We start from the raw sequence: 14,614 nt of genomic DNA, 5'->3' as shown, positions 1-14,614 counted from the left end.
TCTTCAGCCAGCCATCAATGCAGGTTCGGTTGGGCGCCTTGGCCCTTTTCGTCGATCATCGCACCTCGCCGGAAGCGGTCGAGGCGGAAGCGGGTGGCTTCGTTGTGCGGCTCGTCGCGCGCCAGAAGGTGGGCAAAGACCAGGCCGGAGCCGGGTGTTGCCTTGAAGCCGCCATAACACCAGCCGGCGTTGAGATAGAGCCCGTCGACCGGCGTCTTGTCGATGATCGGCGAGCCGTCCATCGACATGTCCATGATGCCGCCCCACTGGCGCAGAAGCCGTATCCGGCCGATCATCGGCATCAGCGCCATGCCGCCCTCGCAGACGTCTTCCATCACAGGCAGATTGCCGCGCTGGGCGTAGGAATTGTAGCCGTCGATGTCGCCGCCGAAGACCAGCCCGCCCTTGTCGGATTGGCTGACGTAGAAATGGCCCGCGCCGAAGGTCATGACATTGGGGATCAGCGGCTTGATCGCCTCCGAGACGAAGGCCTGCAGCACATGACTTTCGATCGGCAGCCGCATGCCGGCCATCGCCGCAACGCGCGACGAGGAGCCGGCGACGGCCATGCCGACCTTGGCGGCACCGATCCTGCCGCGGCTCGTCTCGACGCCCGTCACTTTGCCGTTGGCCTCGCGGACAAAGCCGGTCACTTCGCAGTTCTGGATGATGTCGACGCCGAGCGCGCTCCCCGCATGCGCATAGCCCCAGACCACGGCGTCGTGGCGCGCCGTGCCGCCGCGTCGCTGCAAAAGCCCGCCCTGCACCGGAAAGCGCGCATTGTCGAAGTTCAGGAACGGCATCATCTTCCTGACCGCCGCCAGATCGAGCAGTTCGGCATCGATGCCGTTGATGCGCATGGTGTTGCCGCGCCGCGCATAGGCGTCACGCTGCGCGTCGGAATGGTAGAGATTGATGACGCCGCGCTGGCTGACCATGGTGTTGTAGTTGAGGTCCTGCTCCATGCGCTCCCAGAGCTTCATCGAAAGCTCGTAGAAACCGGTATTGCCGGGCAGCCCGTAATTGGAGCGGATGATGGTGGTGTTACGGCCGGCATTGCCGGAGCCGATCCAGCCCTTTTCCAGCACCGCGACATTCCTGATGCCGTATTCGCTGGCGAGGAACCATGCCGTCGCCAGGCCATGGCCGCCGCCGCCGATGATCACCACGTCGTAGTGGCTCTTCGGGCTGGCGTCGCGCCAGGTGCGCTGCCAGTTCCTGTGGCCGGAAAATGCCGCCCGGGCGAGGGAGAAGATCGAGTATTTCATGAACCTGTTTCGCGCCGGGCGTGCAACAATTCCGGATCAGATGTCGAGCGTGTGGTCGCGCTCCCACTGGGTGAAGTGGGAAGCATAGGAATTCCATTCCTGCTGCTTGAGCTTTAGATAGGCCGACGAGAATTCCTCACCCAGCGCCGCCTTGAGCGATTTGTCGTTGTCAAACTCGCGCAATGCGTCGAGCAGGTTGAGCGGCAGCTTCGGCGCGCCCTCCACCGTATGGCCGAACTGGTACATGTCGATGTCGTAGCGCCTGCCGGGATCGGCCTTCGAGCGGACACCGTCAAGGCCGGCGGCGATGATGACGGCCTGCAGCAGATAGGGGTTTGCCGCCCCGTCCGGCAGGCGCAGCTCGAAGCGGCCGGGGCCGGGCACACGCACCATATGGGTGCGGTTGTTGCCGGTCCAGGTCACCGTGTTCGGCGCCCAGGTGGCGCCGGAGATGGTGCGCGGTGCGTTGATGCGCTTGTAGGAATTGACCGTCGGGTTGGTGATGGCGGCAAGCGCGGAAGCATGTTTCATGATGCCGCCAAGGAAATTCCTGCCCTTGGCCGACAGGCCGAGCTCCATCGCATTGTCGGCAAAGACATTGGTCTTGCCGTCCCTGTCCCACACCGAGATGTGGGCATGGCAGCCATTGCCGGTCAGGCCCTGGAAGGGTTTCGGCATGAAGGTGGCGCGCAGGCCGTGCTTTTCGGCAACCGACTTCACCATGAATTTGAAGAAGGAATGCTTGTCGGCGGTCGCCAGCGCATCGTCGAAGGCCCAGTTCATCTCGAACTGGCCGTTGGCGTCCTCGTGGTCGTTCTGATAGGCGCCCCAGCCGAGCGCCAGCATGTGGTCGCAGATCTCGGCGATGACGTCATAGCGGCGCATCACCGCCTGCTGGTCGTAGCAGGGCTTCGACGCCGTGTCGTATTCGTCCGAAATCGTCTTGCCGTCCGGCGAGATCAGGAAGAACTCGGCCTCGACGCCGGTCTTGATGTGCATGCCGTCGCCGGCCGCCTCGGCAATCAGCCGCTTCAGCGTGTTGCGCGGCGCCTGCTCGACCGATTTGTCGTCCATGATGCAGTTGGCGGCGACCCAGGCGACTTCGGGCTTCCACGGCAACTGGATCACCGAATCAGGATCCGGCACCGCCAGCATGTCGGGATGCGCCGGCGTCAGGTCGAGCCAGGTGGCAAAGCCGGCAAAGCCGGCACCGTCCCGCTGCATGTCGGCGATCGCCTGCGCCGGCACCAGCTTGGCACGCTGCCCACCGAACAGGTCGGTGTAGGATATCATGAAATATTTGACGCCCTTCTCCTTGGCGAAGGCGGCGAGATCGTTCCCCATTATAATTCCTCGCTTACTGGCATTTTTGGTTTGTCTTAGAAGCCGTTCTTGCCCGGTATCCAGTTGGTGCCGGCCAGCGGCACGCCGGCCATGGCGGCGGCTTCGATCGTCAAGGCCACAAGATCCTCGGGCTCGAGATTGTGCAGGCTGTTCTTGCCGCAGGCGCGGGCGATTGTCTGAGCCTCAAGTGTCATCACCTTGAGATAATTCGCCAGCCGTCGTCCGGCCGCAATCGGATCGACCCGTTTCATTAGCTCGGGATCCTGCGTGGTGATGCCGGCCGGGTCGCGTCCCTCATGCCAGTCGTCATAAGCGCCGGCGGTGGTGCCGAGCTCGTTGTATTCCGCTTCCCAGCGCGGGTCGTTGTCGCCGAGCGCGACAAGCGCTGCCGTGCCGATCGACACCGCGTCGACGCCGAGCGCCAGCGCCTTGGCGACGTCGGCGCCGTTGCGGATGCCGCCGGAGACGATCAGCTGCACCTTGCGGTGCATGCCGAGATCCTGCAGCGCCTGCACCGCCGGCCTGATGCAGGCAAGCGTCGGCTGGCCGACATTTTCGATGAACACTTCCTGGGTTGCGGCGGTGCCGCCCTGCATGCCGTCGACGACGACGACATCGGCGCCCGATTTCACCGCAAGCGCGGTATCGTAATAGGGCCGCGCGCCGCCGACCTTGACGTAGATCGGCTTTTCCCAGTCGGTAATCTCGCGCAGTTCGAGGATCTTGATCTCGAGGTCGTCCGGCCCGGTCCAATCGGGGTGGCGCGAGGCCGAGCGCTGGTCGATGCCTTTCGGCAGCGTGCGCATTTCGGCGACGCGGTCGGAGATTTTCTGGCCAAGCAGCATGCCGCCGCCGCCGGGCTTGGCGCCCTGGCCAACGACGACTTCGATCGCATCGGCGCGGCGCAGATCGCGCGGGTTCATGCCGTAGCGCGACGGCAGATACTGGTAGACCAGCGTCTTCGAATGGCCGCGCTCTTCCTCGGTCATGCCGCCGTCGCCGGTGGTGGTCGAGGTGCCCGACAGCGTCGCGCCACGGCCGAGCGCTTCCTTCGCCGGGCCGGACAGCGAGCCGAAGCTCATGCCGGCAATGGTGATCGGGATTTTCAATTCGATCGGTTTTTTCGCATAGCGCGAACCGAGCACGACGCTGGTGTCGCAGCGCTCGCGATAGCCTTCGAGCGGGTAGCGCGAGATCGAGGCGCCGAGGAACAGAAGGTCGTCGAAATGCGGCAGCTTGCGCTTGGCGCCGGCGCCGCGGATGTCATAGATGCCGGTCGCCGCGGCGCGGCGGATCTCGGAAAGCGTGTAGTCGTCGAAGGTCGCGGATTTGCGCGGCGTCGTCGGCGGGTTGCGATAGGTCATTGAGCCTCAATACGCGTCGGCGTTGTCGATATTGAAATTGTAAAGCGTGCGCGCCGAGCCGTAGCGCTTGAACTCCGCCGCCTTGACGCCGGTCACGCCGGCGCGGTCGAGCAGGTTTTGCAGCAATTCGAGATGCTCGGGCCGCATCTCCTTGGCGATGCAGTCGGCACCGAGGCTTTCGACCTTGCCGCGCACGAAAAGCCGCGCCTCGTAGATTGAATCGCCGAGCGCATCGCCGGCGTCGCCCAGCACCACGAGGTTGCCGGATTGCGCCATGAAGGCCGACATGTGGCCGATATTGCCATGGACGACGATGTCGATGCCTTTCATCGAGATGCCGCAGCGAGATGACGCGTTGCCTTCGATAACCAGCAGCCCGCCCCGGCCGGTGGCGCCGGCATACTGGCTGGCATCGCCTTTGACGATGATCTGGCCGGACATCATGTTCTCGCCGACGCCGGGTCCGGCCGAACCATGCACGGTGATGGTACCGCCGTCGTTCATGCCGCCGCAATAATAGCCGACGCTGCCGCGCACATCGATGGCGACAGGCTGGTCGACGCCGACGGCGACCGAATGGCTGCCTCGCGGGTGCAGCACCTCCCAGGCGGTCTCATTTGAACCGGGGGCCAGATCGTGCAGCGCCTGGTTGAGCTCGCGCAATGACATTTCGGCCAGGTCGAAGACCCTCGATGCCTGGCCCGGCTCTCGCGCGGCCTTGGAGAGGTTGATTGCCGGCATTGGTTCAATGCTCCCAGAAATAGACGGTTGCGGGCTCGGGTTCCCAGACCTTCGCATTGTCTATGCCGGGCAGTTTGGTGAGCGCACGATATTCCGAGCCGAAGGCGACATACTGGTCGGTTTCGGCCATTACGGCAGGCTTGCAGGCGATCGGATCGCGCACCACGCCGAAACCGTTCTTGGTGCCGACGACGAAGGTGAAAAAGCCGTCGAGATCGCTCAGCGTGCCTTCCAGCGCCTCGCCCAGATTCTTGCCATGCGCCATCTGCGAGGAGAGATAGGCGGCAGCGACCTCGGTATCGTTCTCGGTCTCGAATGTCATGCCTTCGCGGATCAGCTCGCGGCGGACATTGTTGTGGTTGGACAGCGAGCCATTATGCACCAGGCACTGGTCGGCGCCGGTCGAGAACGGATGCGCGCCCATCGTTGTCACCGCCGATTCGGTCGCCATGCGGGTATGGCCGATGCCGTGCGTGCCGGTCATCTCGCGGACGCCGAAACGGTCGACGACCGCTTCGGGCAAGCCGACTTCCTTGTAGATCTCGACGACGTCGCCGGCACCCATGATGCGGATGTCGGGGCGCAGCGCCTGGATCGCCTCACGCGCTTGGTCGATCTTGGCAGGCGTCGTCCGGACCACCGCATGCGTCGACTTCGCAGCAATGCTCACCGGCGCACCGATCGCCTTGGCGAGTTCGGCGTCGAGGCCGCGGAAATCGTGCTCCGGCTTAGCCGACTGGATGGTGATCTTGGCTTCATTGGAGGGCGCGCCATAGATGGCGATGCCGGCGCTGTCGGGACCGCGATCGCTGAGGGAGATCAGCATCTCCGACAGCATCGCGCCAAGCTGTGGCTCGAGCGACTTGTCCTTCAAAAACAGTCCGACGATTCCGCACATGTCAGGCTCCCGAGATTTGTTCCCTTGGAGATGTATCGAATGCGTCCGGGGAATTCAATTGGTATGAAAAAAATTTTCCTGTCGTTATATATCGGCTGAGGCGCCGCCAACCGCACTATCGCCGCGCGCGCCGCCATTGTGAACCCATTTGGCATAGCGGATGCGCGCGATCTTGTAGGCATCCAGGATCGACAGGGCATAGATCAGGAAGCCGCCGGCATGGCGTCCGATGAAGCTGGCGTCGGGCGGCGCGATCTTGGCGGTGACCCAGGCGAAGATCACCATGAAGAACAGAAATTGCAGGCCGCGCACCGGCACGCCGAGAACGACATGCCCGCTCGCCGGCAAGACGATCGCAGCGCCGAGAACCAGATATGGGCTCGGTGGTGCGGGGGAGGTGGTGATCTGGCTGGTCATGCCGCTTGCCGTTCGCTTTGATTGATGGCATCGCGCAGCGCCGAAGCCGACGACAGCAGCCTCTCGATCAGCACCGGATCGAGCCTGACCGTGCCGAATTCGGCTTGCCGGAATACGCCGTAGCGCGCCCGCTCGGCCTCGGCCAGAAGCCAGACGATGCGCACGCCGTTCGGTGTGATCAGCAATTCCTTGGCGCGCCCCTCGGCAAAGACATCGAGGTGATCGGCGATGACGGCTTCGGGGAAGCGCACGCCCTTGCGGTCGCTCCGCAGCACCGCCTCGGCCGGAAATCCAGCCGCCTTCGGCAGCGTATGGTCGAGATGATCGAAATTGGAAAAAGTCGTCGGCGATCCTGGCCGCATCATCATGTCGAAAGTGCCTGGTATCGCGACCTTTTCGGTGATCGAAACGCTCAGCCAGCGCGCCGGCAGCTTCCTGATCGCCAGCGTGTCGACGATGGTCCGCACCTGCACCCGCCGGCCGTTCCACGAGCCGGCGAAGGTGACGACGCCGGTAGTGCCGTCCGAGATATTGGCGACGTCGGGGATGACGGCGCGGATTCCGGCTTCCTCGGCGGCAAGCGCGGCCAAGGCCTTGATGCGGCTGGCGCGCGCAAGCCAGGCGAAATGAAGGACGAGAGCCAGGGCAACCGCCCCGGCGAGCAATGCTGAGATCACCTAACGCACCTTGTCACGCAAATGTCCGCCCGACAGGGCGCGCCTCCCGTCAGTACCCCTGCGGCTTCGGCCACGGCATGGTGAACTGGGCGCCGCGGCGCACGAATTTGTAGCGGTAGAAGTGGAACCACAGCGAGATCAGGAAGTAGAAAGCGACCATGGCGATCAGCTGCGAACCGAAGCCGAGGAAGATCGCAAAGAAGGTGACCACGCAAAGGCAGAACAGCACGATCGCCGGCAGCGGATGGAACGGATGGGTGTAGCCGCGGCGGATCGAGCCGAGCGGCCACTTCTTCCTGAACATGATGATGTTGATGCTCATGAAGGTGTATTGCAGCACGCCCGACAGGATCGAGAAGGTGATCGCCTGGTTGAGGTCGGCGATGAAGGCGAAGGCCAGCGCGATCGGCAGCAGGAACAGGATCGAACGGTAGGGCGTGCGGTATTTCGGATGCACCGCCGAGAACCAGGTCGGCAGATAGCGGTCGCGGCCGAGCGAGAACCAGGCGCGCGCGGCGTCGTTGATGCAGCCATTGGCGGAGGCGAGTGCGGCAAGCAGCGTCGCGATGAACAACAGGTTCTCCAGCAGCGCACTGCCGGTCAGTTTGCCTGCGTCCCACAGCGGATAGTAGGTGATGCCGAGATATTCCCAGGGCATCAGCGAGGCGCAGACATACCAGGTCATGGCGGCGGCGATCAAAAGCGTGATCATACCGGCCATCGTGCCGTAGGGCAGCGAGCGCGCCGGCGAGCGCACTTCCTCGGCGGCCTGCGTGGTGCCCTCGATGCCGAGATAGTACCAGATGCCGAACTGGAAGGCGGCGATGACGCCGATCCAGCCATAGGGCAGGGCGTTGCCGGGGGTCACCAACTCGTTCAGCTTCAGCACGGCGCCTTGCGTCCACGGGCTGACCGAGAAGAACAGGATGACGATCGAGACATAGGCGACGGCGGTGATGACGAAGTTGACGTTGAGCGTCATCAGCACGCCGCGATAGTTCAGCCACGCCAGAACGACGATGGTCGCTGCGATGAAGGAATTGTGGTTGAGGCCCTCGACGCCGGCCTTGGCGACGATCGTGTCGCCGAGCAGGATCGCGTCCGACACTTCGAGCATGGTATAGGCAAAGACCAGGAAAAGCGCGACGTTGAAGGCCATCAGCGGCCCGACAATGTGCTTTGCCTGGGCATATTGGCCGCCGGCGGCAGCGACCGTCGAGGTGACTTCGGAATCGATCATCGCCACCGACGTGTAGAGCAGCCCGACGATCCAGCAGACGATCAGCGCGGCCAGCGCGCCGCCCTTGTCCGCCGCGAAATTCCAGCCGGTGAATTCACCGACCAGAACGATGCCGACGCCGAGCGCCCAGACATGGGCGGGGCCAAGCACCCTGAGCAGCGAAACCCTGTCGCCTTGCACTTGCACCGCTGGTTCAGCCGTGATCGTCATCGTTCAATCCCCCACTCAGATCCGGTGTTTTTCGGACACGGCTTCAAGTTCGCCTTCCCTGGACGAGGTCAGCATCTCTTCGGAATAGGTCGTATCGATCTTGAACCAGTCGTAGAGCATCCACAGCGCGAGCACGATCGAGATGCCCCAGCATGCGTAAGAGAGTGCCACCCACATGACGATGCTTCCCTATCTATTTGTCGCCGAACTTTTCGTCGATGACGTCGCGGTATTCGCGGTCCGATGCGCGGAACAGAAAGATGAAATAGCCGATCAGCACCGCGGCCATGATGATCAGCGTCGGCCAGTCGATGATGTAGTGGAACCGGTTCTGGATGATGTCGTGCGCGGTTTCCGGCGTGTAGCCGAGCTTTTCCCAGATCGAGGCCATGGTCGGGTTTTGTCCGAGCGCTTCCCACGTCTTGGCGTCGAGCGCGTCGATGGATTTTGCCGCCCCTGCCAGCCCTAGTTTCAGCGGCAGCCACAGCGCGACGAAAATCGCGACCACGACGACGGCGATATCGAAAACCTGTCCGGCCTTGCTCTGTTCGGGCGGTGTATAGCGGGCCATGCGTCTCCCCCTCAGGACTTGCGGTTGCGGTAGGCGTCGGCATTCTTGATGTCGAGGCCGTAGATGAAGTCCTTGTCTTCCTTGTAGTGGTTGACCATCGCCAGGATCGCGGCCGTGTTGAAGATCAGCACGGCGCCGGCGGCGACCGCGACAACGAGCTTGATGCCGGCGTCGGGAATGTACGGCCATGTCATGAACAGGACAAAGAGGATCGTCGCCCACAGGCAGACGATCAGGAGCATGGATCCACGCACGTCGGAACGGTACAACGCTTCGACGCGCTGTTGCAGGTCGGACATCGGCTTTCCCCTTTTTCAACGCCCGGTCCGGATTGGCCGGTCATTGCCCTCTTTCAAGAGAGTGAAATTTTTTTCATAAAATCCGGCCGAATTTTGGAATTGTCAAGACGATTTTACACAGCGTTAACCGTTTGTTTGGTCCGCGGATTTGCCTGACAATGAAATTATTTGCTTACGGGTATTGCAGGCTCCCGGCGTTTGCGATCAATATTCGGCAACGCTCCCGCCTGTGTGCCGGGAGCAGGGGAAAGCAAAAAGTTCTGTCGAACGGAGGACCAGCGGATGACGGCATCCTGGAGATTTTCGGCCCTTGCGGACCGCCACCGGGCGCTCGGCTCGAAGCTCGAGGACTGGAGCGGCATGGGCACCGCCTGGACCTACGACAAGGACGCCGACGAAGAGTACATCGCCATCCGCACCAAGGCCGGCCTGATGGACGTGTCCGGTTTGAAGAAGGTCCACATCACCGGGCCGCACGCCTCGCACCTGATCGACCTGGCGACGACGCGCGATGTCGAAAAGATCTATCCCGGCAAGTCGGCCTATGCCTGCATGCTCAACGAGGCCGGCAAGTTCACCGACGACTGCATCCTCTACCGCACCGGCCCGAATTCCTGGATGGTCGTGCATGGCTCGGGCACCGGCCATGAAGAGCTGCAGCGCGCATCGGTCGGTCGTGACGTGTCGCTGCGCTTCGACGACAATCTGCACGACCTTTCGCTGCAAGGCCCGACGGCGATCGATTATCTGGCAAAGCATGTGCCCGGCATTCGCGACCTCAACTATTTCCACCACATGCAGACGCAACTGTTCGGTTTTCCGGTGATGATCTCGCGCACCGGCTATACCGGCGAGCGCGGCTACGAGATCTTCTGCCGCGGCCAGGACGCCGGCACGATCTGGGACAGGATCCTCGACGAGGGCAAGAGCGCCGGCATCATTCCGTGCCGCTTCACCACGCTCGACATGCTGCGCGTCGAGAGCTACCTGCTGTTTTACCCCTACGACAATTCGCAGAAATACCCGTTCGAGAACGAAGGCCCGGGCGACACGCTGTGGGAGCTCGGTCTCGACTTCACCGTCAGCCCCGGCAAGACGGGCTTTCGCGGCGCCGAGGAGCACTATCGCCTCAAGGGCAAGGAACGCTTCAAGATCTTCGGCGTGCTGCTCGAAGGCAAGGAGCCAGCCGACGAGGGCGCACCGGTCTATCGCGACGGCAAAAAAGTCGGCGTGGTGACCTGCGCCATGTATTCGCCGCTGGTCAGGAAATCGATGGGCATCGCCCGGCTCGACGTCGACTGCGCGGTGCAGGGCACCAGGCTTGAGATTCGCAACAAGAGCGGCGCCATCAGCGCAACGGCCGAGCCGCTTCCCTTCGACGATCCGAAGAAGACCAAGCGCACGGCGAAAGGCTGAGGCATACTGCGGGTATGGCAGCGAAAAGCATCATCAGCCGCCCGGTCTATGGGACCCTGTCTCCGCAGCCTGGCAAGCATCATCTTTTCATAGCGGATGCAGAGGGAGCGCTGGCGATTGCCGATCTGGCCGCTAAGGCCCCGGCGGATTTCTTCGGCGGCGCCCACATCATCTTCATTCCCGGCCGCGACGGCAAATATGCCGATGTGCTCGAAGCACTGAAGCCGGCGCAGTTCTACCTCGGCCATTCCTTTGCCAGCGCCCTGCCGCGGCTGAAGCAGACGCTGGCCAACGCGCATATGGGGCTCAGGCTCTATCTTGCCGGCACCGAAGGCCTGATCGGCCAGGCCATGCAGGCGGCGCTCGAAGCCGGCATCGACCACACCTCGATCCAGACCGAGCATCGCGGCTCGCTGGCGCGCCGCATGCAGTGCGTCCATTGCAAGGGCATCACCGAGAACGTCACGACGCAGCCGGCGACCTGTTCGCATTGCGGCCTCTTGCTTCTGGTGCGCGACCACTATTCGCGGCGCCTCGCCGCGTTCCAGGGCGTCTGCATCAATGCCGAGGACCGCAGCGAAATTCCTCCAACCGAGGAGGTCTTTCGATGAGCACCGGCACCACCAAGCTCGACGTTGTCGTCAGCGATGTCGTTCCGGTCAACGAGCTGGTGACGCGCTTTCATTTCCGCAGGCGCGACGGCGAGCTTTTGCCGACCTTTTCCGGCGGCGCCCATGTGGTCGTCGAGATGCGCGATGGCGAACGCACCAGGCTCAATCCCTATTCGCTGATGGGCTCGCCGCTAGACACCCGCGAATACACCATCTCGGTGCGCCGCGACGACGCCGGCCGCGGCGGCTCGCTGTTCATGCACAGGCAGGTCAGGCCGGGCACGGAGATGGTGGTCAGCTATCCCGTCAACCTGTTCTCGCTCGATCTGCGCGCCAGGAAGCATCTGATGCTGGCCGGCGGCATCGGCATCACCCCGTTCATGGCGCAGACCGCGCAGCTGGCGGCGGAAGGCGGCAATTTCGAGCTGCACTACACCTGCCGCACCGCCTCGCTCGGCACCTATGCCGATCTGCTGAGAGAGCGCTACGACCGCCGGGTCAGGTTCTATCACGACGACCGCGACGAGCGCGTCGATCTCGACCGGCTGCTGTCGTCGCAGCCGCTCGGCACGCATCTCTATGTCTGCGGCCCGTCCGGCATGATCGGCTGGGTGCGCGAGCGTGCCGCGGCGCTCGGCTGGCCTCCCGAGACCGTGCATTTCGAGCATTTCGCGGCGCCGCAGCCCGGCGCGCCTTTCGACGTGACGCTGGCGCTCAGCGGCAAGACAATCCGTGTCGACGAGCAGCAGAGCCTGCTCGAGGCAATCGAGGCGGCCGGCGTCGATCCGCCCTATCTCTGCCGTGGCGGCGTCTGCGGCCAGTGCGAGACCAACGTCATTTCGCATGACGGCAAATTCATCCACAACGACCATTGGCTGAGCGAAGAAGACCACCGTTCGGGCTGCAAGATCATGCCCTGCGTGTCGCGCTTCGAGGGTCGGTCGCTGGTGCTGGAAAGATAGGAGGCGAGCTTGGGCATCACCTTTCGCAAGGAAACGTTCCGCGACGACTTCACCTTCAGGAACAGCCCGGAGCACATCAGGCGGTTTCCTTTCCCGTTCCATGAAGACAGCTACATGTATGCGGTCAATATCGAGCCGCATGTCGTCGGGCCGAAGGGCAGCGTGCTGGAGAATTTGATCGACGTCGACGAGCACTATGTCGCCGAAATGCAGGACCGCGCTTTGGTGCTGGCCGAAGACCCGCTGCGCTGCCAGTCGCTGCCGCACATGACGCTGGCCGGCTGGGATCTGCTCGAGCTTTTGATGGAGCAGCAGGCGCTGGGCTATCCCGAGCATTTCACGCTGACGCGCGACGGCGACCGCTGGCGCTGGATCAACCGGCCGCTCGGCATCGACGACAGCTTCACCTTCGGTGACGTCTCGACGCTGCCCTATGGGCCGATGGAATATATCACCCGCCAGAGCCAGGGCGATTTCTGCATCCTCGACCAGCGCGACGGCAATCTGTGGATGGATGCCGGCATGGTCACCACCCAGGCCGACTGGTCGCTCGATTTCGACATCGGCATGAACTTCTTCGAATGGCACGCGCCGGTGCCGCTGGCGCATGAGAAGGGGATATTCGTCCGGGCGCTGAAGTTCCTCACCAACATTCAGCAGGGCAAGCCGGCGCGCCGGCTGAACTGGACGATGACCATCAATCCGCGCCTCGACACCAGCCCGGAAAATTACCACAAATGGGGCTCGGACCGCGCCACGGTGACGCCGGAAAATGTCGGCGAAAAAGTGCATCTGCGCGTTGAGCTGCAGAGCTTCTGGCGGCTGCCGCGCTCGAACGCGATCGTCTTCCCGATCCGCTGCTACCTGATCAAGATGGACGAGCTGGTGACGCAGCCGAAATGGGCACGGCGCCTGCACCGCGTCATCCGCGACCTGCCCGAGGAACTCGCCAATTACAAAGGCCTGACGCGCTATCGGCCGACACTGGTCGAGTGGCTGTCGAGGTTGGATGATGGCAGCCCGACGTCGCCTGGGTTCGGGCCGGATTGAGTTTTTCTCGCCCCTGTTGGCGCTGCCCCTAAAGCAGCCAATCTCCCCCCTAGGGGGGAGATGCCCGGCAGGGCAGAGGGGGGCGCCGTGGAGCGCCGGCCTTGCCCAATCTCCCACCCCAGCGCCTCCGCGAAGCTCACGCCGCGCCGCCCAGCCCAGCCACGATCACGACATGCTGACAGACATTGTCGATATCGCGAATGACATCGTCGTTCCAGAAGCGCAGGACCGTCCAGCCCAGCGCTTCGAACTTCGCGGTTCTTGCAGCGTCCGATTCCGACGTTTCGGCCTGGCCATGCTGGGAACCATCAAGCTCGACGATCAGCTTTTTGTCCGGGCATGCAAAATCGACGACATGGCCGGCGATAGGCATCTGGCGTCGAAATCCCAGTCCCATCAACCTGTGTGCCCTGATCTCATTCCAAAGCTTGAGTTCGGCATCGGTCATCGCCTTGCGCATCCTGCGCGCATTGCGGCGGTTGTTGGCGGATACTAGATTATGCGTCATCGCGGTTCGCCCCCCTCTGTCCTGCCGGACATCTCCCCCTCAAGGGGGGAGATCGAATGTCACTTCGGCTTTCGCCAATCCCCAATGCTGCAAAAGAGTAGCCGTCGCGAAGCCGCCGATCTCCCTCACGAGGCGACCAAGGGGGAGATCGAGCTCCGCTAACCCGCGCTTTGCGGGTAGCAGATGATCGACAAATAGCGCATCGGCAGAACGCTCAGCACTTCCGGTCCGTGCGGCGCGTCGGCGTCGAAGAACAGGCTGTCGCCGGGCTTCATCGGGTAGAGATTGCTGCCGTGCCGGTAAACCACTTCGCCTTCGAGCATATAGAGGAACTCCATGCCCTCGTGCTGGAAGGTCGGAAACACGTCGGAATCCTCGGTGAGCGTGATCAGATAGGGTTCGACGACGACGCCGCTGGTGTTGGAGCCGATATGGCCGAGCAGATTGTACTGGTGGCCGGCGCGCGTGCCGCGGCGTTCGACGTCGAGCCCTTCGCCGGCCTTGACGAAGACGGCACTGCGCTCTTCCTCGAAGCGGCGGAAGAAAGCGGTGACAGGAACGCCTAGCGCCCGCGACAGCGCCTGCAACGTGGTCAGCGACGGCGAGGTGATGCCGTTCTCGATCTTCGACAGCATGCCCAACGAAATGTCGGTGGCGGCAGCCAGATCGGCCACCGTAATGCCGAGCTTCTTGCGGAATGCCCGCACCTCGCGGCCGATCGCGACCTCCAGGACTTTTTCGCGGGTATCGCGAATGGCGTGCGGGTTTTGTGTGAGCGGCGCGCGTATCTTGCGCGGATCGATTACAGCAACCGACGGCTTGGCTTTGCCCGCGGCGGCTGCAGCAGGCTTTAGACTGGATGCTTTTTTCGCCATGTTGCCACCCCGGACCTTGCCGATTCATTTCACTCACGGTGAACATATTCGGTGCCGATACAGAAGCGCAACTCTCACGGCAAGCCACCCGTGTCGAATTGCGCAATGTCCGGATTTCGCCCGAGCTACCACGTCGCTTGGAAATCCAGCTTGGTGAAACGAG

General features: G+C 63.0%; 17 protein-coding genes. 4 read left to right on the top strand and 13 right to left on the bottom strand.

Annotated elements, in window-relative coordinates; genetic code table 11:
- Positions 1 to 14: 14 nt before the first annotated feature.
- The 11 genes from NKH70_RS04090 to NKH70_RS04040 form a co-directional block, all read right to left on the bottom strand.
- Positions 15 to 1,268, bottom strand: a complete 1,254-nt coding sequence (locus NKH70_RS04090) for a sarcosine oxidase subunit beta family protein (protein WP_352717905.1) — start codon at positions 1,266 to 1,268, stop codon at positions 15 to 17.
- A 36-nt stretch (positions 1,269 to 1,304) separates the two neighbouring features.
- Positions 1,305 to 2,612 (bottom strand): type III glutamate--ammonia ligase, encoded by a 1,308-nt coding sequence (gene glnT / locus NKH70_RS04085; protein WP_292653869.1) that lies wholly within the window; start codon positions 2,610 to 2,612, stop codon positions 1,305 to 1,307.
- A gap of 35 nt (positions 2,613 to 2,647) precedes the next feature.
- Positions 2,648 to 3,976 carry an FMN-binding glutamate synthase family protein gene (locus NKH70_RS04080; protein ID WP_023673984.1) on the bottom strand — a complete coding sequence of 443 codons (1,329 nt, stop codon included), beginning with the start codon at positions 3,974 to 3,976 and terminating at the stop codon, positions 2,648 to 2,650.
- A gap of 6 nt (positions 3,977 to 3,982) precedes the next feature.
- Positions 3,983 to 4,717, bottom strand: a complete 735-nt coding sequence (locus tag NKH70_RS04075; RefSeq protein WP_352915737.1) for a GltB/FmdC/FwdC-like GXGXG domain-containing protein — start codon at positions 4,715 to 4,717, stop codon at positions 3,983 to 3,985.
- A gap of 4 nt (positions 4,718 to 4,721) precedes the next feature.
- On the bottom strand, positions 4,722 to 5,615 hold the full coding sequence (locus NKH70_RS04070; RefSeq protein WP_352915739.1) for a class II glutamine amidotransferase: 894 nt from the start codon (positions 5,613 to 5,615) through the stop codon (positions 4,722 to 4,724).
- 84 nt (positions 5,616 to 5,699) lie between these two features.
- A complete protein-coding gene (locus tag NKH70_RS04065) occupies positions 5,700 to 6,032 on the bottom strand; it encodes a hypothetical protein (RefSeq protein WP_352717912.1) in 333 nt (110 codons plus the stop codon).
- A complete protein-coding gene (locus NKH70_RS04060; RefSeq protein ID WP_352717914.1) occupies positions 6,029 to 6,709 on the bottom strand; it encodes a hypothetical protein in 681 nt (226 codons plus the stop codon). The genes NKH70_RS04065 and NKH70_RS04060 overlap by 4 nt, the downstream gene beginning before the upstream one ends.
- 49 nt (positions 6,710 to 6,758) lie before the next feature.
- Positions 6,759 to 8,159 carry an APC family permease gene (locus NKH70_RS04055; RefSeq protein ID WP_352717916.1) on the bottom strand — a complete coding sequence of 467 codons (1,401 nt, stop codon included), beginning with the start codon at positions 8,157 to 8,159 and terminating at the stop codon, positions 6,759 to 6,761.
- A gap of 15 nt (positions 8,160 to 8,174) precedes the next feature.
- On the bottom strand, positions 8,175 to 8,336 hold the full coding sequence (locus NKH70_RS04050; protein WP_023673991.1) for a hypothetical protein: 162 nt from the start codon (positions 8,334 to 8,336) through the stop codon (positions 8,175 to 8,177).
- A 16-nt stretch (positions 8,337 to 8,352) separates the two neighbouring features.
- Positions 8,353 to 8,730 carry a hypothetical protein gene (locus tag NKH70_RS04045; protein WP_023673992.1) on the bottom strand — a complete coding sequence of 126 codons (378 nt, stop codon included), beginning with the start codon at positions 8,728 to 8,730 and terminating at the stop codon, positions 8,353 to 8,355.
- 11 nt (positions 8,731 to 8,741) lie between these two features.
- Complete coding sequence (locus NKH70_RS04040; protein ID WP_292653877.1) at positions 8,742 to 9,029, bottom strand: hypothetical protein; 288 nt, start codon at positions 9,027 to 9,029, stop codon at positions 8,742 to 8,744.
- A gap of 282 nt (positions 9,030 to 9,311) precedes the next feature.
- Here NKH70_RS04040 and NKH70_RS04035 point away from each other — a divergent pair, with 282 nt between their 5' ends.
- Genes NKH70_RS04035 through NKH70_RS04020 form a run of 4 tightly spaced genes read left to right on the top strand, consistent with a single transcriptional unit; the run spans position 9,312 to position 13,068 of the window.
- Positions 9,312 to 10,445, top strand: a complete 1,134-nt coding sequence (locus NKH70_RS04035; RefSeq protein WP_352717918.1) for an aminomethyl transferase family protein — start codon at positions 9,312 to 9,314, stop codon at positions 10,443 to 10,445.
- Positions 10,446 to 10,459: 14 nt separating this feature from the next.
- On the top strand, positions 10,460 to 11,056 hold the full coding sequence (locus tag NKH70_RS04030; protein ID WP_352717920.1) for a dimethylamine monooxygenase subunit DmmA family protein: 597 nt from the start codon (positions 10,460 to 10,462) through the stop codon (positions 11,054 to 11,056).
- Positions 11,053 to 12,018, top strand: coding sequence for a PDR/VanB family oxidoreductase (locus tag NKH70_RS04025; RefSeq protein ID WP_352915745.1), 966 nt, complete (start codon positions 11,053 to 11,055; stop codon positions 12,016 to 12,018). The genes NKH70_RS04030 and NKH70_RS04025 overlap by 4 nt, the downstream gene beginning before the upstream one ends.
- 9 nt (positions 12,019 to 12,027) lie before the next feature.
- Positions 12,028 to 13,068: a heme-dependent oxidative N-demethylase family protein gene (locus NKH70_RS04020; protein ID WP_352717924.1), complete on the top strand. Its 1,041-nt coding sequence runs from the start codon at positions 12,028 to 12,030 to the stop codon at positions 13,066 to 13,068.
- A gap of 136 nt (positions 13,069 to 13,204) precedes the next feature.
- On the opposite strand, the gene NKH70_RS04015 is transcribed toward NKH70_RS04020, so the two are convergent.
- Positions 13,205 to 13,576, bottom strand: a complete 372-nt coding sequence (locus NKH70_RS04015) for an endonuclease domain-containing protein (protein WP_352717926.1) — start codon at positions 13,574 to 13,576, stop codon at positions 13,205 to 13,207.
- 158 nt (positions 13,577 to 13,734) lie between these two features.
- Positions 13,735 to 14,451, bottom strand: a complete 717-nt coding sequence (locus NKH70_RS04010) for a helix-turn-helix domain-containing protein (protein ID WP_352717928.1) — start codon at positions 14,449 to 14,451, stop codon at positions 13,735 to 13,737.
- Positions 14,452 to 14,614 lie beyond the last annotated feature (163 nt).

The sequence above is a fragment of the Mesorhizobium sp. M0991 genome, assembly GCF_040318915.1.
GTDB lineage: Bacteria > Pseudomonadota > Alphaproteobacteria > Rhizobiales > Rhizobiaceae > Mesorhizobium.
This window is presented reverse-complemented; position numbering and strand designations above follow the sequence as displayed.